Annotated in this window: 19 protein-coding genes and 2 tRNA genes; 15 read left to right on the top strand and 6 right to left on the bottom strand. The window is 48.0% G+C overall.

Translation table 11 applies throughout. The features are described 5' to 3' along the window. Positions 1-2: 2 nt before the first annotated feature. A complete protein-coding gene (locus CMO31_05400; GenBank protein ID MAZ53434.1) occupies positions 3-1772 on the top strand; it encodes an aspartate--tRNA ligase in 1770 nt (589 codons plus the stop codon). Between the two features lie 175 nt (positions 1773-1947). Beyond that, positions 1948-3240, top strand: a complete 1293-nt coding sequence (locus CMO31_05405; GenBank protein MAZ53435.1) for an asparagine--tRNA ligase — start codon at positions 1948-1950, stop codon at positions 3238-3240. A 10-nt stretch (positions 3241-3250) separates the two neighbouring features. Here the strand turns inward: CMO31_05405 and CMO31_05410 are convergent, their stop codons facing one another. The 3 genes from CMO31_05410 to CMO31_05420 are packed head-to-tail and all read right to left on the bottom strand — an operon-like array spanning position 3251 to position 5615. After that, positions 3251-3790 (bottom strand): hypothetical protein, encoded by a 540-nt coding sequence (locus tag CMO31_05410; GenBank protein ID MAZ53436.1) that lies wholly within the window; start codon positions 3788-3790, stop codon positions 3251-3253. Between the two features lie 8 nt (positions 3791-3798). Next, positions 3799-5175: a hypothetical protein gene (locus tag CMO31_05415; GenBank protein ID MAZ53437.1), complete on the bottom strand. Its 1377-nt coding sequence runs from the start codon at positions 5173-5175 to the stop codon at positions 3799-3801. Beyond that, positions 5175-5615: an SsrA-binding protein gene (locus tag CMO31_05420; protein MAZ53438.1), complete on the bottom strand. Its 441-nt coding sequence runs from the start codon at positions 5613-5615 to the stop codon at positions 5175-5177. Before CMO31_05420 ends, CMO31_05415 begins: the two co-directional genes overlap by 1 nt. 266 nt (positions 5616-5881) lie before the next feature. Between CMO31_05420 and CMO31_05425 the strand changes: the two genes are divergently transcribed. From CMO31_05425 to CMO31_05450, 6 genes are all read left to right on the top strand, one after another. Further along, positions 5882-7114 carry a hypothetical protein gene (locus CMO31_05425; protein ID MAZ53439.1) on the top strand — a complete coding sequence of 411 codons (1233 nt, stop codon included), beginning with the start codon at positions 5882-5884 and terminating at the stop codon, positions 7112-7114. Positions 7115-7476: 362 nt separating this feature from the next. Then, entirely contained in the window at positions 7477-11268 is a 3792-nt protein-coding gene (locus CMO31_05430; protein MAZ53440.1) for a hypothetical protein, read from the top strand. A 276-nt stretch (positions 11269-11544) separates the two neighbouring features. Continuing rightward, positions 11545-12681 carry a homocitrate synthase gene (gene lysS, locus CMO31_05435; protein MAZ53441.1) on the top strand — a complete coding sequence of 379 codons (1137 nt, stop codon included), beginning with the start codon at positions 11545-11547 and terminating at the stop codon, positions 12679-12681. Further along, positions 12678-13946, top strand: coding sequence for a 3-isopropylmalate dehydratase large subunit (locus CMO31_05440; protein ID MAZ53442.1), 1269 nt, complete (start codon positions 12678-12680; stop codon positions 13944-13946). The genes lysS and CMO31_05440 overlap by 4 nt, the downstream gene beginning before the upstream one ends. Then, positions 13936-14457: a homoaconitate hydratase gene (locus CMO31_05445; GenBank protein MAZ53443.1), complete on the top strand. Its 522-nt coding sequence runs from the start codon at positions 13936-13938 to the stop codon at positions 14455-14457. Before CMO31_05440 ends, CMO31_05445 begins: the two co-directional genes overlap by 11 nt. Positions 14458-14695: 238 nt before the next feature. Next, positions 14696-14890 (top strand): hypothetical protein, encoded by a 195-nt coding sequence (locus CMO31_05450; protein MAZ53444.1) that lies wholly within the window; start codon positions 14696-14698, stop codon positions 14888-14890. Positions 14891-15118: 228 nt separating this feature from the next. Here the strand turns inward: CMO31_05450 and CMO31_05455 are convergent, their stop codons facing one another. After that, positions 15119-16150, bottom strand: coding sequence for a hypothetical protein (locus CMO31_05455; protein MAZ53445.1), 1032 nt, complete (start codon positions 16148-16150; stop codon positions 15119-15121). Between the two features lie 214 nt (positions 16151-16364). On the opposite strand from CMO31_05455, the gene CMO31_05460 reads away from it, so the two are divergent. Beyond that, positions 16365-17183 carry a hypothetical protein gene (locus tag CMO31_05460; protein ID MAZ53446.1) on the top strand — a complete coding sequence of 273 codons (819 nt, stop codon included), beginning with the start codon at positions 16365-16367 and terminating at the stop codon, positions 17181-17183. 377 nt (positions 17184-17560) lie between these two features. On the opposite strand, the gene CMO31_05465 is transcribed toward CMO31_05460, so the two are convergent. Beyond that, a tRNA-Met gene (locus tag CMO31_05465) sits at positions 17561-17637 on the bottom strand. 398 nt (positions 17638-18035) lie between these two features. Between CMO31_05465 and gcvT the strand changes: the two genes are divergently transcribed. The 4 genes from gcvT to CMO31_05485 are packed head-to-tail and all read left to right on the top strand — an operon-like array spanning position 18036 to position 22326. Further along, positions 18036-19088 (top strand): glycine cleavage system protein T, encoded by a 1053-nt coding sequence (gene gcvT / locus CMO31_05470; GenBank protein MAZ53447.1) that lies wholly within the window; start codon positions 18036-18038, stop codon positions 19086-19088. Positions 19089-19136: 48 nt separating this feature from the next. Further along, positions 19137-19526, top strand: a complete 390-nt coding sequence (gene gcvH, locus CMO31_05475) for a glycine cleavage system protein H (GenBank protein ID MAZ53448.1) — start codon at positions 19137-19139, stop codon at positions 19524-19526. 2 nt (positions 19527-19528) lie between these two features. After that, positions 19529-20851, top strand: a complete 1323-nt coding sequence (locus tag CMO31_05480; protein ID MAZ53449.1) for an aminomethyl-transferring glycine dehydrogenase — start codon at positions 19529-19531, stop codon at positions 20849-20851. Beyond that, positions 20848-22326: a glycine dehydrogenase (aminomethyl-transferring) gene (locus CMO31_05485; protein MAZ53450.1), complete on the top strand. Its 1479-nt coding sequence runs from the start codon at positions 20848-20850 to the stop codon at positions 22324-22326. Before CMO31_05480 ends, CMO31_05485 begins: the two co-directional genes overlap by 4 nt. An 85-nt stretch (positions 22327-22411) precedes the next feature. On the opposite strand, the gene CMO31_05490 is transcribed toward CMO31_05485, so the two are convergent. Then, positions 22412-22792: an iron-sulfur cluster assembly accessory protein gene (locus CMO31_05490; GenBank protein ID MAZ53451.1), complete on the bottom strand. Its 381-nt coding sequence runs from the start codon at positions 22790-22792 to the stop codon at positions 22412-22414. 133 nt (positions 22793-22925) lie between these two features. Here CMO31_05490 and CMO31_05495 point away from each other — a divergent pair. Beyond that, positions 22926-23001: transfer RNA gene (locus CMO31_05495), tRNA-Trp, on the top strand. 235 nt (positions 23002-23236) lie between these two features. After that, on the top strand, positions 23237-24568 hold the full coding sequence (locus tag CMO31_05500) for a serine protease (GenBank protein ID MAZ53452.1): 1332 nt from the start codon (positions 23237-23239) through the stop codon (positions 24566-24568). Positions 24569-24592: the final 24 nt, after the last annotated feature.

A 24592-nucleotide genomic window follows, 5' to 3' on the forward strand; every position in this document is an offset into this window, starting at 1 on the left:
TTTTGCATCGTAGTCATGGTTGTGGGGAGCTTTCCGAAGAGCAGGTCGGATCTACCGTCAACTTATTGGGTTGGGTGAACAGTAGGCGTGATCTCGGGGGCCTTATTTTCCTCGAGATACGCGATTCAACCGGTATGGTTCAGGTAGTAGTTGAACCAGGAGAAAAGACGTTCGATGCTGCTGAAGTTCTTCGAAATGAATATGTGGTGGAGATTGCCGGTGTTTTGCGGCTTCGGCCCGAGAAACAACGCTCGTCAAAACACCCAACCGGGGGTGTTGAGGTGGTGGCTGATTCCGTTAGTACTTTATCAGAGGCAGAGACTCCTCCCTTCGTAATTGACGCCAACATTAAGGGCCAAGCTGTATCTGAAGATCTTCGCTTAAAGCATCGATATTTGGATTTACGCAGATCAGAAGCCTCAAGGCCCATAAGGCTTCGACACTCTGTTAGTAAAGCAATTTGGGATTTCCTGGACGCGGAGGGATTTGTTCAGGTTGAGACTCCCCTGTTAACCCAATCCACCCCTGAAGGAGCACGCGATTATCTCGTACCATCTCGACAGCAACCGGGAAGTTTTTATGCTCTACCGCAATCACCCCAACTCTACAAACAAATGTTGATGATGGCTGGGTTCGAAAAATACTTCCAAATCGCGCGGTGTTTTAGAGACGAAGATCTTCGGGCCGACAGACAACCGGATTTTACTCAATTGGATATTGAACTATCGTTCGTAGAACAGGAAGACGTTCTGGATCTGAATGAACGTCTTATGCAATATGTAATAAGGGAAACAACCGGAGAAACGCTCCAAATACCTTTCCAGCGTATCGACTATCAACGAGCTATGGACGACTACGGAACGGACAAGCCGGATTTTAGGAATCCTTTGGTGCTAACTGATTTTACAGAAGCTTTTAAACATACAACTTTTGCGGGATTTGCGAAAACAATAGAGAATAATGGTGTTATCAAGGGACTCGTGCTCCGAGGAGCCCAATTTAGCAGAAAGCAGATTGCAGGTCTCGAAGAAATCGCGAAAAGTAGCGGAGCCTCGGGACTCGGCTGGGTCCGCGCCGAAAATGAAGGTTTCCGCGGGTCACTAGCCAAAGCGTTGAGCCCGTCCGAGGCAGAAGCCATTACGCACGATTTACCAGACGGAGGCCTGGTTTTACTGGTAGCTGGGAGCTGGAAGGTAGCGTGTAATGCTATGGGCGCAGTCCGACAATCGGTGGCCGAACTACTCGACCTTGTTGACCAAAATAGCAATACGCTTGCTTTCGGTTGGGTGGTAGATTTTCCTCTCTTGGAACCCGAGGATGACGGTTCGTTCACCTATATGCATCACCCGTTTACACGGGTGCATAATGATGACGTGCATTTACTTGAGACCCAACCAAAACTGGCTAGGTCTTTGGCTTACGACTTGGTCTTAAATGGGGTCGAAGTTGGCGGTGGCTCCCTCCGCATTCATCAAGCTACTCAACAGCAAAGAATGTTTGAAATTCTTGGGTTCTCTCCCGAAGAAATATCAGAGAGATTCGGATTTTTCATAGACGCTTTGAAGTACGGAGCTCCACCTCATGGTGGGATCGCATGGGGCCTAGATAGATTGGTGATGCTTCTTAGTGGTGTAGCTAGTCTACGTGACGTTATTGCTTTCCCCAAAAACCAAAATGGTTCTGATCCGCTTACCGGGGCCCCTTCCCTTGTAGACCGGTCTCAAGTACAACAACTTGGCCTTTCCATTACCAACAACACACCCGAAGAGTGACCCCGTCTCTAGTGGTTTCGTTCGACGGCTAAAAACACACTGTTGCTTCTTGGAAAAGATGAGGTTCTAGTTATTAAGCGGGTTTACGGAGTTTTGCTTTCCGACAATATGTAAACCCGTCTTAACGAAGCCGGACTTCTTCTTTTGGAGTGTCGTGGGGGGGTACACTGAGTCCATGGAAAACATCAATCAACTTACAACCAGAATCGGAGAAGCTGTAACTGTTTCTGGTTGGATTAGCGGAGCCCGTAGCAGCGGACAAATAGCCTTCCTTAACCTTCGGGATGGGACAGGTTTTGTTCAAGCCGTAGTCACATTAGATCGGGTTGGAGAAAGCGTGTTTAACGCTGCCAAAGATTTAACACGAGAAGCCTCGTTGGTTCTACAAGGAACGGTCCAAAAAGATCCGCGCTCCCCGACAGGGGTAGAAATTAGCGTATCAGATCTCAAGGTAATATCCCGAACCGACAACTACCCTATTACTCCCAAACCCCACGGTCCTGATTTCTTGTTCGAATCCCGCCATCTTCATGTTCGCCACCGCGGACCTTGGGCTTCTCTTCGCATAAGAGATACTTTTCTTCGGGGCCTTCAGGACTTTTTCGCTGAGCGCGGGTTCATTCGCTTTGATACTCCGATTTTTATGCCGACAGCGGTTGAAGGGACGTCTGATCTTTTTGCCGTAGATGTTTTTGGAAACAATGAACTATACCTTTCTCAATCAGGCCAGCTTTATGCTGAGGCAGGAGCTTTGGCGCACGGTAAGGTTTATACACTCGGCCCCGTTTTTCGAGCCGAGAAGAGCAAGACACGCAAGCATCTTCTCGAGTTTTGGATGGTAGAGCCGGAAGTAGCGTTCCTTGAACATGAAGGTAACATGCAACTTCAGGAAGAGTTACTTTGTTACCTCCTTAATAGGATTATCGAAGAGCGCCCCGAAGAGCTAGATATCCTCCAACGCGAAGTTGGGCCACTTCAGACAGCGGCTACTGGGCCTTACCCTCGTATCAGCTATGACGAAGCGATCAACATTCTGAAAAAACAAAACTTCGCTATATCTTGGGGAGATGATCTCGGGGCTCCCCACGAGACAGCCTTGAGCAAACTCTACGATCGTCCTTTAATTATTAAGGATTGGCCTACCAGTAGCAAAGCGTTTTATATGGAACCTTTCGAAAATGATGCGACTCGGGTAAAAGCTAATGACGTTATTGCGCCAGAGGGTTACGGAGAAATTATAGGCGGGTCCCAAAGGATCCACGACTTAGATTTGCTAGAAAGTAGAATCCGTGAAAATAACCTTCCGCTAGATGCTTTTGATTGGTACCTGGATCTCCGTAGATATGGCAGTGTTCCCCATTCTGGTTTCGGCCTTGGAATAGAACGAACCTTAGCCTGGGTTACTGGGGCATCGCACTTGCGGGACACGATCCCGTTCCCGCGAATGCTAAATAGGCTTTATCCTTAAGCCTAAATCATTACGGTTTGTTAGGCACCGCTAGGTGCCCTAAAAACGTCTCGGCAGGCCTACCGTCTTTGAGTACTAAAATGCGATTCACGCCGTTACTAAGAACGGTTTCGGAAATAGCTTGGTATAAATTGATTTCCTTATTGACGTCCAGAGAGACGTGGTTCACTAGCCGAAAATCCATGATGGCGACAAGTTGTTCATCAATGTCCTGAAGGTAGACGTTAGGAACACTAAGCTCCTTTGGCCAACCGTTACCAGCGAGCATGTCACTGCGTAGTTTAATTAGTATCTGTTCGATCCGTTCGCCTAGGTCAGGTGAAACTTCTAGATCAACTACATATCTTCTTGCAACCCCGAACGTATCGACAACTACCAGGCGAATTTCCTCCAACGTTTGGGCAGCAAGAGTATCGGGATTGTCAGTAGGCACGCGTATAGTTATTTCACTGGCCGAGGGAGTAAACAGGAAATATAGTCCAGCGGCTACCAGAAACAACACGGCAAATAATCCGTGTGGAGTGGCCAAAATCTGGAGGAGCCTTCTCACGATAGAGCCTAAAACCCACCTGTAGCCAAGGCACCCAAGGCACTAGCAAGAGCGTCAACTAGCGAGGTTGATGTTAGGTCTTGTGGGCCGAATTCTAACAATAATCCACGGCCACCTGCACCAGCCAAAACCGTCAAAGGAGCAGCCCTCGGAGTGTTTGACACATAACCAGATTTTTGAAACATAATGTCGTTGAGCGCAAACGCGAATCGGCGACCCATATCTAGGTTAGGAATAACGTTGAGAAGAACTTTTCGCCTGAGCTCGTTAGTTGCCGTTTCAGAAACATCCTGACCTGCATTTTCGCGAATAGCATAGTCCAATCCTTCAATCCCTTCGGCCTCCTCGAGGTAAAAAATTGAATATTGACCCCGGGGGTGGTCCCCAGCATGGATAGAAACAAACAGATTGGCTCCAAATCCCTGTCCAGACCGGGTAGCTATTTCAGGATTCCTATCGCTGGTTCGGGTAAGTTCGACCGCGAACCCCAATTTACTCAAGGTTTCAGCTAGTAGATGGGAAAAGTCTAGAACCAAATCTCTTTCCCATCCGAATTCCAGAAATAGTTCACCAACCTCTTCCCCACCGTGTCCGGGGTCGATTACTATTCGTTGAGCCTCAACGTCGGATTCGAGCTGTTCTGTGGTAGCCGGTAAAATATCCATTATGAAGCTCGTTCCCGTTTTTCTGGGCAACTCAAAAATTCGATGCGTATAGCTTGGTTCAATTTGTACTTGCAATTCGGTGAAACCGGTACCCGGGATTAGATTTGCTCTACTAAAACCCCTACCCTTAAATGATTGGGCTTTGGAGAGATCGGTTCGCTGAAACCGAATAGTTATAGTGTCGACGGCGGAGTTAAAAAATACCTCGTGGGGAACGATTTGACTAAGGTGTATAACGATTCGATCGTTTTGTGGATCCTGAAAGACTTGATGGTTTTCTATCCTAGCTCGGGGTAAAACCACTAAGAATTGATCATCCGATTCTTGGTAGGTGAAACTACCATTAAATGCCTGAACAACACTTTTTATTGGTACAAATAAGTACCCGTCGGAAAAAACCCCAGGTGACTGAATGATTTGGGCATTATTTATGTTGATTCCATCTTCTGTGGGGGAGGAATCTTCAGGGCGGTTTACTATTCTTACTTGTACTAATCTACCTCCGACGTCGAACGCAGCTAGCAAGGCATCGCGATCTAAGATATATTTCGCGCCCATGGCCTCTGCCAATTCCAACGCAGGCATATAAGCAAAGCCGGGAACCAATTTTGTGGTTATCCCAGGCACTGCTCGGCCATTAATTTTAAGGGTGGCCTCCGATACTCCAGCACCCATTATTAGAAGGAGTAATATTCCCGATACAACCCGGTAAAATGCCACTATCGAAGCCCCTTGATCGCGCGATCGATTTGGCTTTGGGCATCACGCTTTGCGTCTCGTTCGCGCTTATCGTATTTCTTTCTGCCACGCGCTAAGGCGACTTTCACCTTGGCCCAACCATTTCTGAAGCTCACCTGGATGGGGACCATCGTCAGTCCCTGGCGTTGAATCCCTTTGCGTATACGTTGAATTTGATCTTTCCGCAAAAGTAGTTTTCGAGATCGAAGAGGGGGATGATTATTGTAACTGGCTTGGGTGTATTCCGGAATATGCATCCCTTCCAGAAAAATCTCGTCGTTAGAGAACCTAGCAAATGCTTCTGTTATTGATCCGCCGCCGGACCTTAGGGCCTTGACCTCGCTCCCCGTCAGGACAAGTCCAGCTTCAAAAGTCTCCAGGAGTTCAAAGTCGTATCGAGCTCTTGGATTTCGAAGCGCCATGTTTGAAGCATAACGGAAACTTCAGCCAAGAGCTACGCCTTTCGTGTGGTTGAGTGCGAACCTCACAAGAATTTCGTCAACAACTAGTGCAGGTGCAAACCCCAGCTGTCGTGGGTTTAAGAAACTTTAACGGCGTAAGGGAAAAAACTCACGAACGGCCTGTTTGTGAAAACTTTATCGGATTTTAGATTTTGCGACTGGCGAGGTATACTTGGCCAGTGAGACCCGACTCTGAAAATGTCCCTTGATTCAGGAACAAACCCCAAATGAAAACCCCTACCCTACCCAAGTTGGGCCTTAGTTCGGCCTCTTTCCGACGGTTAGTAGGGCGATATTTAAAAACTCCGACCCTCGAATTCTACGCGACTTGTGCGCCCGGTTTCGAATCGGTGCTAGCAACTGAAATAGATCGTCTCCCCTACGCTACCAACGGTTCTGTCCAACATGGTGGCGCCACCTTTTTTGGAAGCCTAGAAACCATGTACCACGCTAATCTCAGGTTAAGGACGGCTAATTTAATACTCCTACGGTTAGCCCGATTCTTGGCACAGTCTCACCCTATGCTGTATGACCGAGCTGGTAAACTTCCCTGGGAACTACACTTAGCAAACCAGCCTTCATTCAATATCAAGGTCACAACTAAGCGTTCTAAACTCCGCTATACACGACAAATTCGGAAAACACTCAACGCAGCAATAAGAAGGCGCCTTTCCCGCTACGGCATTGACGTCAAATATGATCCCCGGGCGAAGCTCACGTTTAACATTAGATTTTTCCAAGACAGATGTACCGTAAGCCTGAACACGAGTGGAGATCGCCTATATCTTAGAGGCTACAGGACTGGTATGGGCACAGCCCCGATAAGAGCGACGACGGCGGCTGCAGTAATAACCCAAGCGGTTAAAACCTCGCCCGACTTGATATATGATCCCTTCTGTGGGAGCGGCACCCTGGTTTTTGAGGCCGCCCTGGCCGCAGACAAAAAACCTCCCGGGATATCTCGAACCTTTGCCTTCCAAGATGCGCCTTATTACTCCAAAGCCACCTGGGATCATATATGCAGACTGGTGAACTCAGAACAGCGCCCCGATACTGTCGCTTTATTTGGATCGGATATTAATCCCGAAGCAGTACCTGACCTGACTAATACCATCGACAACCTAAACCTCAACAACGTACCCTTCTTTTGGTGTGCTGATGCCTTGAACATAGATCTCCGCGATCTAAGAAGGCACGCACAAAGCCCGCTAATTATCACAAATCTCCCTTATGGGACCCGATTCGGGCCCCCTTCCTCGGCCAAGAGACTGGTAAAAAAATTTTGCGATCATCTAATGACTTTTGGTGCCGGCTGGTCTTACGCGATAATTACAAAACATCCAGAAGTGTTTCAAGACAAACAAGTCCCCGTATCCGGCGCAACCCGGTTTTCTAATGGCGGGATTACTGTCAGCCTTCTCACAGGACAAATCCTTAATGACTCGGGTGTTCCTTCTTAACCTGGGCACCTGATTTTTAATACCTACATCAACCTTCAAAATTCGAGATAACCACTTTTGGTGCCCAAACCGGTTTCCTGTTAGACCCGCGATTGGCGTTGGGTGAGACGATGGTCTTGTTTAAAGGATTTAGATGTAGGGTTAAATTTACTTTATGAACCTTAACTATCTCAAACCGCTTGAAGTAGTGCGTTTAGAAAGTTTAGTCTTTCCGGATCCCCGGCTCCATCAATTTCCAGTTTCACTTTGCGTAACACGCAATTCCCTAGCAGGCCCCAATTAACTTGGTTTGAATGTTAGGATCGCGGCACACAGTTTTGCTTGCTTAGGCTATCAATAGTGCGAAATGGGGTTTGCAGAAAATGACGTTACGTATTGGGATTGACGTCGGTGGCACCTTCACTGACTTCGCCTTGTATGACCATGACCGAACGTATTTAGCTACCGACAAAGTATTAACAACTCCGACCGATCCTGTGAGAGGAATTCTGACTGGACTGGACTCACTTTTGGCAGAAACTAACCTTCCTCCACGTGTCTTTTGGGGCTCTACGGTGGTTCATGGAACCACACTCGCAACTAATTCTCTAATCGAACGAAAGGGCGCAAAGACAGCGTTGATCACTACTGAAGGCGCGAGAGACGTCTTGGAAACAGGAAGGGAAAACCGTTACGATCCGTACAAACGCTTTTTGCGCCGCGCAAAGGCGTTGATTCCTAGGCACCTGCGCAGGACCATAACCGAAAGAGTTAGGCAGGATGGGACAACGCAAACGCCTATCGACGTCGCAGCTTTGGAGGAAATCCTAAAACAACTCCACGCTGAGTCCGTCGAATCAATTGCGGTTTGTCTATTAAACAGTTATATCGCTCGGGAACACGAAGATCAGGTGAGGACTAAAGTAAAAGAGCTCGGCATCAATATTCCAGTAAGCTTGTCTGCCGACATCGCACCTTCCATTGGCGAATTCGTCCGAACAACAACCGTTGCAGCTAATGCCTATATCCAACCAACTATTGCGGGATACCTAGAAAGACTAGGCGCCGCCTTGACCCAGGCCGGGCATACGGGACACCTCTACCTGATGTCGTCTGATGGGCTCCTATCTAGTACCGAAACAACATTAAAAGCACCAATTAGGTTACTCGAGTCAGGACCCGCTGCTGGATCCCTGGCAGCAGCCGAACTGGCCCAACAAATAGGTTTGGCCAAAGTTATTGCCTTTGACATGGGTGGGACAACAACCAAAATCAGTTTGGTAACCAATGGCGAACCCCACCTCTCCTCAAGCCTTGAGGCTGCCCGAGTTGAGCGCCACCGTCGGGGCAGTGGTCTAACAATCAAAATTCCAAGCATCGAACTTCTCGAAATAGGAGCCGGTGGCGGGAGCTTAGTAGGCTTTGATCAGATGGGGTTCCTTACCCTCGGGCCGGAGAGTGCTGGGGCAAAACCAGGGCCGGCCTGTTACGGCCTAGGAGGTTTAAAACCGACCGTTACCGATGCGAATTTACTATTGGGGTATCTTTCAGAAGATGCGTCGTTAGCGGGCGGACTTCAAATCAAAAACGAACTAGCTCTGGCTAGCATCAAAAAAGTGGCGAGAACCGCAGGAGTCACTAGTTCCGAAGCTGCCCAGAGGATACGACGTTTAGCTACAGAAATGATGGCCCAAGCGATCCACCTACACGTTACTGAAATTGGGGATGACCCACGAAACTACGATTTACTTGCCTTCGGTGGTGCAGCCCCATTACATGTCTATGATGTAGCCCGTACTTTGGGAATCAAACGCATCCACCTGACCGAGCGAGCCGGAGTTTTATCTTCGGTGGGATTGTTAACTGGTGTACCGGGGCATGAAGCTTCCCGAACTTTAATTTTGCCGCTGGCCCGTCTAGATCCTGCATCACTTGAAAGTGCCTTTTCCCAACTAAAGGAAGAAGCTCGTGTCCGTCTTGAAGGGTCTGGGGTCCCGCCAAATACTATTACCTACAATTACTCCCTTGACATGCGATACGCGGGTCAAGGTCACGATATTGATATACCAATTGATTGTCTAACCAAGGTTTCCTCTCAAACCCTGACAAGTACTTTTGAAGTTATATATAAAACTAGGTACGGGATCCTCCAATCTGGAACACTTGAAATAAGAGCGTGTAGGATAAGGGCCAGGGGACCGAAACAACCACAAATGCACTTAAAGGGTATCCCTGATACTCTACCCAATGAAAAGACTCCCAGCCGCCTAGTTTGGTTCGAAGAAACAAATTCTCAAGTGGAAACTCCGGTTTTAAATTGGAAAGATTTCATCCCGGGATCAGCCACACCGGGCCCATTTTTGCTGGAGGTGGATCACACCACATATGTAGTGGGACCCTCAGGGAGGTTGATGATTTCGTCTACTGGGGAGGTAACAATCCACGTTTCCCCGAAAAAGGCTACATCAGAGCGCAATTTTGAAACCGAGGTTGCGCTAGCACGATTACGCTCGGTTGCTGACGAAGCCGATCGTGCCATTCAAAAAACTGCTTTTTCTAGTGTAGTTCGCGATGCAAAAGACTACTCGCTCGTCATCACTGATCCACAGGGGGTTTGCATAGCACTGCCAACCGAATGCATGCCTTTGTTTGTCACGAGCATGCCTCGAACGATTTCATTTTTAGCTGAACTTTTTTCCGAAATCGGCCTCGTTGACGGTGATGTAATCATTACCAACGACCCTTGGATTTGTGCCGGACACAAATCAGATATAGTGCTCGTAGCTCCAGTATTTTCTGGCCCAAAACTCGTCGCCTATGTCGGTACTATTTTGCATATTGCGGACATCGGCGGTCCCATAGGGGACTTCCGCGCATCCGACATCTACGAAGAGGGTCTTAGCATACCGCCGGTAAAGCTGATCGCCGCTGGTCAAAAGTGTCTTGAAATTGAAAATTTAATCCTTGCGAACGTTCGGATCCCGCACCAGGTGCAAAGCGACCTGACCGCAATGTTAACTGCAATAGCTATAGCGAAAGACCGTTTAACGTCCTTACTCCAGGACGTACCCCACATGGACTTAACGGATTTAGCTAAAGAATTTCAAATAATGGCCGAACGGGTCGTACAAGAAGGTATAGCATTAATCCCTGACGATACCTACCAGGCCGAGTTAACAATAGACGGACCACCGAACGCTGAACAGATAGACAGCTATGACCCAGTACGACTTTCACTTTCTATCCTTAAGAAAAATAATACATTAGGCCTTGATTTCAGTGGCTCTGACAAGCAATTAGAAAATCAGCCCATAAACGTACCAATCTCTTATACCCTTGCTGATTCGATTTACGCAGTTCAGTACTTAATGGCCCCAGATATACCCAATATTGGACCGCAATTTAGCCCAGTTACTGTCCTGGCCCCGAAAGGCAATATACTGAGCGCAGTGCCCCCAGTACCGGTTTACGCCCGTACCAGAACGGGATTACATATCAATACGCTTCTGAATTCGGCGTTAGCCGAAATCTTCCCAAAACAGGTGCAAGCCGCGTCTGGACACGCGATAATATTAACCGTCTCAGGCTATTACGAACAACGGGACTTTTTTAAAGTATCTATCATGCCTAAAGGTGGCATGGGGGCCACAGGTGGTCAAGATGGTGCGCATTGCACGGAATTTCCGACAAACAGCACCATGATCGAAGCAGAAATAGCCGAGTCCTTGTGTCCAATCCAAATCCACCGGTCACTACGCATGGATTCTGGCGGGCCTGGGCGCCAGCGAGGGGGTCTAGGCAAAGTCCTAAAACTGACGTCAACTACAGAGAATCCTTTAACAATTGGATATCGACCCAATTTCGTCTCTAATCCCCCAATCGGGTTATTGGGTGGATTACCCGGATCCTTAGCGCGAATTGAGCTAAACGGCGAGCTTCCTCAACAGAACCCCCTAACAATCACTGAAGGAGACGTACTGACAATCTGGACAGCAGGAGGAGGTGGAATCGGAGATCCCTTTTGCCGCGATCCCAACTTGGTACGACAAGATGTAGTAGCTGGAGTAGTTTCGGCACAGCAAGCTTTGAGAATCTATGGGGTAGCTATAGACCCACGTTTTTTCGAAATAGACTTTCCTACTACCCAACAGCTACGCTCTATCAAGTCAGAATGATTTCTTGCGCTTCAGCCGTTGATTCCTATGTAGTTGGATAAGAACCAATCCAAACTAAAGATGAAAGCTTTTTTGACAAAAGGTTTTAGGCTTTGGGTTTGCGTTGGAATCAAACGAGATAATAGCCTTTCTGCACGTATTTTTAGGATCTTGACACTTGGTAGCGTGTCTACTAACATACAGACTGCTTAACCGGTCCTATCGAAACAATTCCGCCAGCGGTTTTTTTCGGTAAAGCCCGATCCAATTACCGAGGGAATTATTGAATTGAATCAAGTGACCCCAAGTTGGCAACTAATTGACTCCACCCTCCGCGAAGGAGAACAGTTTGCTCGTGGTAACTTTACGATAGAGCAAAAAATAGACGTAGCCAAATCATTGGATGCGTTCGGGGTTGAACACATAGAGCTGACAACGCCAGTAGCGTCTCCCGCCTCCAGGAAAACTTGTGAGGCCATATCTGCCCTTGGGCTGAACGCTAAGGTTCTCACCCATATTCGGGCCAATCTTGAGGACGCTAAAATGGCTGTGGAATGCGGTGTGGACGGAGTCGATATTTTGTTTGGCACCTCATCAGAATTACGTACGTTCAGTCACGGGCACTCAGTTCCCGAAATTATTGAACGGGGCCTAGAGGTTATCAGCTACGTTAAAAAACACGGTCTTTCGGTTCGCTTCTCCTCTGAAGACACTTTCCGGAGTGACCGGGCTGATTTACTTGCGGTTTACATAGCAGTAAGCCAAGCCCATGTTGACCGAGTAGGTCTGGCTGATACAGTCGGCATAGCTACCCCTTCCCAGGTCCGAGAATTGGTTGCCGATGTCCGAGGTGTAGTTGGTTGTGACATCGAGTTTCATGGGCATAATGACACGGGCTGCGCCATCGCTAATGCTTTTGAAGCTGTACGCGCTGGAGCCACTCACGTAGATGTAAGCATTCTTGGTATAGGAGAACGAAATGGGATTACGCCTCTAGGTGGATTTCTAGCAAGAATGTACACTTTAAACTCAAACGCATTAGCCTCTCGCTATGACCTAAAGATGCTTCCAGAATTAGACGCGTTAATTTCGGAAATAACAGGCATCACTATCCCCTTTAACAACTATCTGACGGGACCTTACGCCTATAACCACAAAGCTGGTATCCACTTAAAAGCAATCTACCTCAATCCGGGCAGTTATGAAGTCATACCTCCAGAAGCTTTCGGCGTCGAGCGCCGGCTTCAAATTGGTAGTCGTCTGACCGGCCGGCATGCCATAGCACGCCGGGCTGCGGACCTAAATATTACGTTAGATGAAGAGGCTATCCGTTCGGTAACGCAATCAGTCAAAGCCCTCGCTGATAATGGCGACCTATCCACCGATGAAGTTGACAATTTACTCCTTAAAGCACACGGAAGGAACGTTGAATGAATAACTTGCCAGACCTCAAAGGCTTAACCCTGGCTGAACGAATCCTCTCAGTAAAAGCCGGTCATCGGATTACACCTGGAGAAATTGTGGTTGTTCCAGTTGACCAAGTGATGGTTGTCGATTCTATAGCCCCAGCGGTAATCAAATTTATCGAAAATGATTTGGGAAATAAAATTGCCAACCCTGACGTAATCTCAGTGGTAATAGATCACGTGGCTCCAGCTTCGACAGTGCAAGTCGCGACCACACAAAAGGCAGTAAGAGATTTCGCTAGAGACCGTGGGCTCCGCCTCTTCGATGTTGGGCGAGGAATTTGCCATCAGGTGTTGTTTGAGGAAGGCTTAGCTCAGCCCGGTTGGATTGTCCTGGGCTCTGACTCGCATTCCACCACTTACGGAGCCGTGTGTGCTTTTGGAACGGGAATGGGGGCAAGCGACATAGCGCTTTCCGTAGCGACTGGACGAACCTGGCTTCGGGTACCAGAAACCGTAAAAGTAACCTTTACCGGGAATCGGCAACCGGGGGTTTCCGCCAAAGACATAGCGCTTTCTGTCATCAAAGAACTTCGGGCCGACGGAGCAACTTACTGTAGTATCGAGTACCACAACACTACAACCTTTTCGATGTCGGAAAGGCTTACACTAGCTAATTTAGCTGTCGAAGCCGGCGCTAAAGTGGGCTTGGTAGTTCCGGATAAATTAACTAAAACCGCTTTTAAAGTGCCGGAGTGGTTAATTGCCGACCCTCACGCGCGGTTTCACCATGAAGTGGTAATCGATTTGGACGAAATAGCCCCTGTTATTTCGGCACCCTTTGCGGTAGACAACGTACATGACGTCAAGGATGTGATCGGGACCAAGGTAGACCAAGTATTCGTGGGTACCTGCACAAACGGACGCCTAGACGACCTTCAACAAGTTGCGAAGATATTAAAGGGCAAAACAGTAGCGGAAGAAACTCGTCTTTTAGTCATTCCGGCCAGCTCAAAAGTTCTAGAGGCCGCCGTAGCTGATGGCACAATAGCAACTTTGCTATCAGCTGGAGCTATCCTTGCTACTCCAGGCTGTGGACCTTGTATGGGTCGTCACATGGGTGTTCTCGCGCCTGGTGAAGTCTGTGTTTCCACAGCCAATAGAAATTTTGTTGGCCGCATGGGTAGCCCAGACGCAAAAATTTTCCTAGCCAGTCCGGCTACGGCTGCTGCCACCGCGGTGGCCGGTCACCTCGTTTTACCCGACTCCCCTGGAGGACATAATGCCCAATAACAATATAACCTCCAAAGGGAGCAATCAAATATGGAAATTCGGTGACGCTATTAATACCGACGATATTCTCCCAGGAAAATATGCCCCATTGATGGTCGGTGAGGAAAACTATCACAAATACACGTTCGCCCATCTCCGACCAGAATTTGCAGAGACGGTCCAACCGGGAGACGTTCTTGTGGGAGGATGGAACTGGGGATTAGGATCTAGCAGAGAATACGCCCCAAGTGCACTAAAAAAACTCGGAGTTGCAGGAATAATTGCTAAAAGTTTCGCACGAATTCACTTCCGCAATCTAATAAATCTCGGTATTCCTGCCATTGCCGGCCCGGAAATCGTTGACTTTTTCCAGGATCACGATCCTATATCCTTTGACCCGATTAATGGTTATGTGACCGTAGCTAATACCGATTATAGACTTCCCCCACTGGGTGCCTTTGCAGAAGAAATATTAAAAGCTGGTTCTCTTATGGAGCACTTTCGACAACACAATCGGTTTCCTGGCGAATAAATTGCCGCCCGCCAGAAACTCCTTATTGTTACAATCCTGCGCGCACATTTAATCAAAAGCCTTTTTTAGACTTACCCCTACGGCACGAGGCTCACCAATAGCGCTATCACGGATCAATTTCAAGCTTCTGAAGCCATTACGCAGCATCTTTTTCCCAAAAAAGCGGCAGCGCCAAATTGCTTTGCGGCTGCGCTTAAGGCAGGCCTTTAGTTTGCTTGGTAGGAGTGACCTGGATGTAATGGCGAAGCGCTTCGCTTTGAAGAAACTTAAGACGTTGATTACCTTTTTCCAAAAGAGTCGCTTTTTTGATAGCGAGGAGACAAGCGAAGTCTTATTTGCAGACTTACAGCTAACCTTAACTTCATGGCAGGCAAAGAGTTCGCAGGAGATCCGCGTGAAGCAATCATCGGAGTCTGTCGGGTTAAGTGGTTGAGGTGTCCGACGCTCAGCTTAACCCTTACCCGTGACACCAGGTAGGGCCAAGCTGTCTGGGCCTACCTGGTCGCGAGTGGCGTTCAGTTGGTCGCAGCATGACGCGGAAGATGCAGGACCACATGCTGGGAGGATCACCCGCAGATGACGCCTAACCATCAGTTATGCGGACCTATCGACTTTTTTTCAAAAAGATAACCTTGCTTATATGGTTAGTAGGAATTGCCCGTTAAAGTTCAGCTAAGACAGCTCGAGCCTTAGCGCTTTCAGGTGCGTCAGGATTGTTCTTGACTGTTTGTTTGACGCGGTAAAGAGCATGTTCATTGCCCGCTCGAGCCAACTCTAATGCCTCCGCAAAGCCTTTTTCTCCAAAGCTTGTATCGAACGGCACGACAGGATTATCAAGCTGCTGCCAATAGTATTTCAGGTCATCAGTTTTCCAATCGGCATAAATCTCTTCCCAACTAAGCTGGCTGGGGCCATGGGGATCTAGCATATGAGCTGCAATTGGGTCTCCAATTGCTTGATAGCGGTTGTCTAACGACATGCGCAATTTATCCTCAGTGGAATTAGGTAGAGCTTTGTGAATGGTTAAAGCAGGAAAAAAGAGGGTATCACCAATTTCATAATTAGTGCTGTGCCAAATGGGGTTCACATCCTCGTGGACCGTTTCATCTACCAACAGCCCCCCTGCTCCTAAAGAAAAATGATGGTCCAGCACACGGTTCACTTTGTGCGAGCCTGGAATAACCGCCAAACCCCCAAGCTCAATAGGACAATCGCCAATGGGTGCCCAGCAGGTGATGTTGTCGAAGCTTCCCTGGAAGTGAACAAAATCCTGATGTTTTGGGGTGGTGTGTTCGGTGTATTTGGGAAACCAGATACGGGCTACCTTTTGAGGCTGGGGCATGATGGGCTTGCCCATAATTTTCTCGACCATGCCGGTTACCTCAGGCCAGTGAGCAGAGCGGTGGAAGGACTCGAGTTTATAGGTCCTAGCGTAGCCTGCGCTATATTCGTTATCACCTTCGGTGTATTGCATGCTTATGTCTGCAATCCCGTCCATTGGGTCGGTGCCTTGAATAAGCCAGCCTGCTTGTTGAACAGCTGTCATCATCTCACGGCGCAATTTGCGAAGTTTATCAGGTGACTGCAATTGTTTGAAAAAGAGATAGCCTTCCTCTGCCATGCGGTGCTGAAGTTCAGCCTCGTCATTCATGGCATCATTTGAAACACGTAGTTCTTTTAATTCCTGCATCATTTGGGCCTCCTAAAGCTTATGAATATTTAGACCTGTTCAAGAATGCATCGATTTCCATTGTGACACAGGCTCATCTAGAAAACATTGAATCGTTTATTTCTTAACTAATTTTGCTACGTCGAGTATCATGCTTAAAGAGGTTCTAAGTAACGGGTGCACAAGCTAATCTCTATTTTTTAGAGGTTTTTGGTGACGAGGAGTTGGAAACACTGACATGATAACTTCTGATCTTGGTAAGCGCATGCGTATTCGCAGGATAATGCGAAACGGACGAGTGCTGGTTCTGCCGTTCGATCATCCGATTTACTTTGGACCCTTGCCAGGTTCAGAGGATCCGGCAAAACTGACGGCCCTGGCCAGGGAAAACGGCGCCACGGCGGTATTGCTTACGGCGGGTGCTTTGCGTCAAGCTGCTCCCGAGACGGGCGACCTGGGTGTGATCATGCGTATCGACACGACGATTAGTCGCCTCGGAGGACCTGACACCGTAATGCATCTACTTCACGATGTCGAGGAAGCTTCCTCCCTAGGGGCAGATATGGTGGTTGTGAACTGCTACATTGGGATCGGCGACACGGATATTGAGCATGACCTGCTAGTTAAGCTCGCGGATGTGTCTGCCGACTGCGAGAAGATGGGCATGCCGTTATGCGGTGAGATCATCCCTCGTGTTTCGTATAAGGATCAGCCAAACGCCATGCCGACTTCCGAGGACATGGCTATAGCGATGCGTTACGGGTTGGAGTATGGCTGCGACTTGGTGAAGACCGTCTATAACGGTGATAAAGCGGGCTATGCTAAAGCCATTTCGAAATCCCATTTGCCTGTGATTATGGCGGGAGGGCCGAAAAGCGATGATGACACCGCGATATTTCGACAACTTAAGGAAGTGATGGATGCTGGAGCTGTCGGTGCAGCAATAGGTAGGCGAGTGTGGGGAAGCGACAGACCTGAGGTGACTTTAAGGGCAATCAAGTCCATAGTGATAGACGATGCTTCCGTGGAAGAAGCCCTCGCGATCTTCATGGAATAACCCGTAGAACAGCCTCATTCTCCCAAGCTTCACCGGCAAGACCTTAGGGCATGGGGACATCGCGAGAAGCAGAGGTGATTTCATTTAAAAGCGTCACCGGTCAAGATCCACGTGCATGACCTCCGGACGCTTCCGCCACAAAAGTCACGCTAGCTGATGGTAGGCGAAGATAGGTGGTAAATCCCGGCCGTACAGGCCTCCCTTGGCTATGCTTACCCTTATACTGACCCGCAGATCTAAGTGTTACCCCTTAAGAATGCCATCCAAACAGGGACGTTCAAACCGCTTGATAATCCCGCTGGTTTACGAGATCCCGCAGAACCATAGATTGAGACAAAAACAGGACGAGGAAGTAGCAATATCCTCGTCCTGAACTTTGGTAGCGATGGACGGACTTGAACCGTCGACCTCACGATTATGAGTCGTGCGCTCTAACCAGCTGAGCTACATCGCCGCAGCGACACCTGTGTAGTTACTCTAATACCGCTACACTCGGGCGAATAATATCATTTTGAACGGCCCAGGGGTATTTGAGACCGACTTCATATTGTTAACTTCGAGCGAAGGCCCCCGGCTGCCAACATAACCAAACGAACATGTAGTAATTTATATACACAGCATTTAATCCAGTAAGTTTTGTTCACAATTCCAAAGAAACCACTATTAACCCAATGATGCCCTAACCATGAACGCTGAGCCATTCCTTTGTCTTTTTTAGCGTTCAGCACTAGTAATTTCCGAACTAACAAAAATAATTTTGATTTTTTCTCCATCAGAACCGGTTTTCCAAGTCTACTTCCGCCCCAGATATTAGCCCCATCAGCCCTTGGCTGTGATATCTTCAGTGCCGGAATGAAAACTACACCGCTCTTTGATCTCCATAAACAACTTGGAGCGAGAATGGTTGATTTTTCTAATTGGCAAATGCCCCTTCAATACCCAACCGGAATTAATCAGGAACACATGGCGGTTCGCACTAACGTGGGTTTATTCGACGTAAGCCACATGGGGCAACTCAGGATTATCGGCCACCAGGCTACCGAATTTCTGCAATACAACACACTCAACGACCCAACCTCTTTAAAGGTGGGTCGAGGACAGTATTCAATGATTCCCAATCAAAGAGGTGGTCTCGTTGACGATATTTATCTATATCGGGATAAGCTCGACAATTACCTGATGATTCCCAATGCTGGTAATACCACGAAGGTTAAACACCAACTGAAACTCCAGGCTGAAAAATACGATTGCCACGTTGTAGATGAAACCGAAACATGGGCACTGTTGGCTCTCCAAGGCCCGGGAAGTGCAGTTCTTCTGGATCGGTTTGTTGAAAATGACCTGACAATGTTAAGAAAGAATTCGTATGTAGAAACCACACTTTCAGGGTGTCCCGCCCGCCTTGCTCGGACAGGCTACACCGGAGAGGACGGTTTCGAAATCTTCTGCAGACCAACGGACGCCTATATTATCTGGTCTCTACTGACGGAAGCCGGGGCTACTCCATGTGGTTTGGGAGCCCGAGACACGCTCCGTCTTGAAGCTGGGTTCCCCTTGTTCGGCAACGAATTTACCGGGGATACTAATCCCTTATGCACCAGTTACGCTTGGGTGGTAAAAGACAAGCCTTTCTACGGCAGAAAAGCTATGTGGGGAACTAAATGCCTTAAGGTGTTAAGAGGAATTAAGCTGCACCGCCGAGGAATAGCAAGGCATGGATATAGAATTTTAAAAAATGACCAAGAAATCGGTGAGGTTACCTCAGGAACCATTTCTCCTATGACTCGCGAAAGCATAGCATTAGGCTGGGTTGAAACCGAACATAGTAACGACGGAACTTCGCTAGCCATTGAAATCAGGGGGCAGCGCGTGGACGCAACAATAACAACACCCCCATTCTTCTAAAGACGCCCTACACCAAAAACCGGTACTAGAGACTTACATTAAGGAGGCATAATGGATTTTCCAGAAGATTTACGATACACATCTACCCATGAATGGGCTTCGGCCGCTGAAAATGGTGTAATCACAATAGGGATTACAGACTTCGCTCAAGACCAACTCGGGGACGTCGTTTTCGTAGAACTGCCCCAACTTGGAGACCAGTTTGAACAAGGTGACCCGGTCGCTGTTGTGGAATCGGTAAAAACTGCCTCAGATATTTACGCACCAACTAAGGGGACGGTCGTTGAGGTCAATTCCAACCTCGAGGACAGTCCAGAAGAAATTAATTCCGATCCGTATTCAAGTGGTTGGATATTTAGGCTGTCTATCGACAGCACCAATGAGATGTCTAATTTGTTGGATGCAACGGCCTATCGCCTTAACGCCGTGGAGGAATAAAGTTGGACTATCTACCTCACACCTTGGAAGACATCGAAAAGGCTCTCCGCACTGTCGGCGTCAGAGATGTTGAAGACCTTTTCTCGGACATCCCGAAAGCCCTCTCTAATCCGGAAATAAATCTTCCATCTGGGATGGACGAGGATAGTTTACTTCGGCACTTGAAGGAACTGCAGAACCAAAATAGAACTGACCAGCCTTGTTTTCTTGGTGGCGGTATTCGGCATCATTTTTTGCCGAGTGTAACGCAACAACTTGCAAGCAAACCTGAATTCCTAACCGCCTATACTGCATATCAACCTGAAGTATCTCAGGGATTACTGCAAGCAACCTTTGAGTACCAAACTATGATGTCGGAACTAACCGGCCTCCCAATTTCTAATGCCAGTATGTATGACGGTGCACCGGCAACCGCTGAAGCAGCTCTCTTAGCGGCAAGAGCAACTAATCGTTCCAAGGTTTTGGTAAGTAGAGGTATCCATCCCGAAACTTTAGAGGTCTTAAAAACTTACTTAACACCCTTAAAGATATCTCTAGAGGTATTTGAGCTCGACGGCCTAACTTCTTCTATTCCAATTGTAGACAAAGACACAGCGTGCGTAATCGCTCAAAACCCCAATTTTCTCGGTTATTTAGAATCTGTACCCAATTTAGTAGAGGCCTCACATAAAATGGGAGCTTTATACGTTGCAGTATCAGATCCAGTTGCCCTCGGGATACTTAAACCTCCTGGCTCTCAAGGAGCAGACATCGTCACAGGAGACGGCCAAACTTTAGGAAACCCCGTAATTTTCGGAGGACCAAGCTTTGGCTTTTTGTTAGTATCTGAACGTCTTGTCCGGCAAATGCCCGGACGGGTGGTCGGCGAAACAGTCGACACCGAAGGACAGCGTGGATTCGTTCTTACTCTCCAAGCAAGGGAACAACATATACGTAGAGGTAAAGCAAAATCTAATATTTGTTCAAATCATCAACTCACAGCATTAATGGCAACCATAAACCTCGCTGCTCTCGGGCCGCAAGGACTCCAAGAAATAGCGGAACAAAGTGTACTGGCTGCCCATGAACTCGCAGATAAATTAAGTAGGGTTGGAATAACAGTAAGGCAGGAGTCAACCTTCTTTAACGAATTTCTCATCGAAACGGAAACCTCTCCTTTAAAACTTCGCCAAGAATTTTCACTCAGAGGAATTAGCGCTGGAATTCCGGTTCCTCAGACTTTTAATTTTGGTAATGCTTCGATCCTAGCGGCAACTGAATTGACCACTAAAGAAGATATAGACGCTTTGCTTAAAGCAATTACGGAAATCGAGTTATCTAAATGAAAACTCTTCCACAGAAAAGATCCAATTTCGCTGGGGACTATGTTCCTCTAATATTCGAACGATCACGCCCGGGCCGAAGGGGTTCGCGACCACCGATAAGAAGAACGGGTAACGTCTCAGCATTGCTCGGTACCGACAACGTGCGGCAAACCCCACCCCGGCTACCAGAAGTATCAGAATTAGACCTAGTGAGGCACTATACGGCTCTTGCTCATAGGCAAATGAGTATTGACGGAAATCCGTATTTTTTGGGCAGCTGCACAATGAAATATAACCCTAAGGTCAATGAAGAAGCCGCCCGAATGTTTACCAAGCTACATCCTTATCAGGATCCTCACGAGACCCAAGGAGCCCTAAGGCTTCTTTTTAACCTACAAACCAGTTTGGCTGAATTGACTGGAATGAACGCCGTAACACTACAACCTGCGGCCGGCGCGCACGGAGAATTAACCGGCATGCTGATGATCAAGGCTTACCACCAGTCTAACGGTGAAGAGGACCAAAGGCGAGTGGTTTTAGTGCCTGACTCTGCTCACGGCACCAACCCAGCAACGGCGACAATGGTTGGATATGAGGTCGAAGAAATACCGACGGATATTAACGGTGAAGTCGACGTCGATCACTTTCTTTCGGCCTTAGGGCCTCACGTCGCTGCCATTATGCTTACCAACCCTAATACTGTCGGGATCTTTGAAACGAAGATAATGGAATTATCTAAAGCGGCGCACAGTTTTGGCGCCCAACTCTACTATGACGGAGCAAACGCCAACGCCATCGTAGGCAGAGCAAGACCCGGGGATATGGGCTTTGACGTTGTCCACCTAAATCTCCACAAGACTTTCACCACACCACACGGGGGTGTGGGTCCCGGAGCCGGCCCTGTTGGGGTAAAACGACATCTTAAGGACTTTCTCCCAACACCCATAATCGGTAAGAGAGATGGCCAGTTCACCGCGGATTACAGTGCGCCCCAATCCATTGGGCGCATGCGTTCCTTTTATGGCAACTTCGGTAACCTTGTACGTGCTTACACTTATATTCGGGCGTTAGGTAAGGAAGGTTTAAGAGGAGTGTCCACCATGGCCGTCCTAAACGCTAACTACCTCCGCGTTAAACTAGTAGAAGCCGGTTATGAAATCGCATTCGATCGAATAAACATGCACGAATTCGTCGCACGACCACCGTCTGGATTTAAAACTATTGACATTGCAAAGGCAATGCTCGATTACGGCATCCACCCAATGACAGTTTATTTCCCATTAATTGTTAAAGAAGCAATGATGCTCGAACCTACAGAAACGGAGTCAATCGAAAGCATAGACAGATACGCGGAAATAATGGGGAACATCTTACGAGAGGCAGAAGCAGATCCTGACTACCTTTCAACTGCGCCACACGCCACACCGGTTCTGCGGTTAGACGAAGTCCGTGCCGCTAGGCATCCTAAGCTTCGCCATACCTTCCCGCCCCAATAAAAACGTGAACTCCAGCGCAAAGGCTAAAGCTTTTTCCAGCACTTCAATTAAACTTGTGGCGCACCGGATCTTTCAGAGTTAACTTTCACTGGCAGCTGGAAGAACCCTCACCATCAGGAGGGGCCTGACCGTCCGTCCTAAAGCTGTGTCCGCAACCACATGAACTTGTTGCGTTGGGATTGTTGACGCTGAAACCGCCACCCATTAAATTCTCGACGTAATCAACTTCAGAACCACGAAGCAACGCCCAGCTCTTAGGGTCAATAACGACCGTAATTCCGCGGTCTTCAAATGTTTTATCCCCAACAAGCTTTTTATCGTCTATCGCTAAACCATAACTATACCCACTGCAACCACCGGATTTAACGAAAACCCTAATCGCTGCATCATCTTTGCCGCTAGAATTCAAGAGCTCAGTTGCCCTGGTAGCAGCTGCGTCGGTAACCGTAAAATTTTCTGTTTCCATCAGTACCTTCCCTACTCGGGACCTAGCCAATGCAATTACTATTCAAGTTATAGCACAAAGAGACAAAGCTTTACGTCAATATTTCAACACTTGGCAGAATTAAAAGAAGTTGATATACTCCTAATCCGCCCATGGGCGTATAGCTCAGTTGGTAGAGCGGCGGTCTCCAAAACCGTAGGTCCCGGGTTCAAGTCCTGGTGCGCCCGCCAAAGAATTACTTTTAGACCAAATGGGTATTTACAAACTCAAGCACTTGCATTAACATTTTCTTTGTCGAAATTGTCCCCATAGCCATAGTTTGGGGGTATTACGTAAACTGCAAGTTACCAGCAGACTGAAGGCCGCTTTGTTCTAGGTCCCCTTCAGACCTTTTCCCTTTCGTGGTCTTGGATGATGGTTTCTATTCGCCAAATAGCTAGCAGCCCGTGCTAAGCTTTAGAGCGTATGAAGGTAACATCTTTGCTCACTTTGCGCTGCATAATGTTCCTTATACCCATCGCTCTTGGGACGGTAGGTGCCCAAGAATCACCCCATAACGTTTGGATTATCCCTATAGATTCAGACATCACCCCAGCAACAGCCGATTTTGTTAATTCTCGAGTCCAGCTAGCTAATCAGGAACGACCCTTGGCCCTTGTGTTTGTCTTGAACACCAATGGCGGCCAGGTAACTTCAATGCAACGAATTGTCGACATTATTCTAACCACAGCTGAGGTCCCTACTATTGCAGTAGTAGAGAAGGCCTTTAGTGCCGGCGCTTTAATCGCAATGAGCGCCGAATACCTCGCAATGTTACCCGGATCCTCTATTGGCGCGGCTCTACCCATTGTTCCAACCTTAACTGGAGCTAAACCCGTCGAAGAGAAGTTTAACTCAGCTGTTCGCGGGCAATTTCGCAGCGTAGCTGAAGCAAGAGGCAGAGACCCACAGATAGCTGAGGCCATGGTTAATCAGAAATTCGAAATTCCTGGGCTTTCGACTAAAGATGAACTAGTGACATTGACCGCCTCGCAGGCAGTTACCTTTGGCATTGCTGATATCGAAGCCTTAACCCTGCGCGATGCACTCTCCGCTTTCGGTTATGGAGGTGTCACCATAATTACCTTGAGCCCTAACCTTACCGAGCGTTTGGGGATATTTCTTGCGAAACCACTGATCGCTGCAATTTTACTAGCTATCGGCGTAGCTGGTATTTTAATTGAATTTTTCACTCCAGGGTTTGGGCTACCAGGAGCCCTCGGCGTAATCAGCCTAGCCCTCCTTGGATTAGCAGCATTTGTAGCAACTCCAGCGAATCCTATCGACCTCATCCTCATAGTCCTAGGGATTTTACTCGTGGCCGTTGAAATACTAGTAATACCAGGATTTGGCGTCGCCGGAATTCTCGGCATAACAGCAATAGTCGTCTCTGTTTTCAGGATTTTTCAAAATGATGCGGTCACAGTAGTTTCGGGCGCGGCGATCTTCGGGGCCTTAATCTTAGCCTTGGGATTTTGGTTCCTACCAAATACCCGACTCGGTCATACATTGATGCTTAGAACGCGCTTGAGAACACTTACAAATACTGGGTCGGGACAGAAAACCCGTACCGTTGATAGAACCTCTTTAATCGGCCAGCGCGGTGAAGCCACATCTGACCTTCGCCCCGCCGGGGTTGCACATTTTGATGGGAACCGTGTAGATGTAGTTACTGAAGGGGATTACATCTCGTCCGGCTCACCGATAGAGGTAACTTTCGTTGAGGGCAACCGCGTGATCGTACGGTCGGCCAACTAATCGTCATCATTTTATATAGGTACG

Source organism: Trueperaceae bacterium, assembly GCA_002707365.1.
Lineage (GTDB): Bacteria > Deinococcota > Deinococci > Deinococcales > Trueperaceae > UBA6957.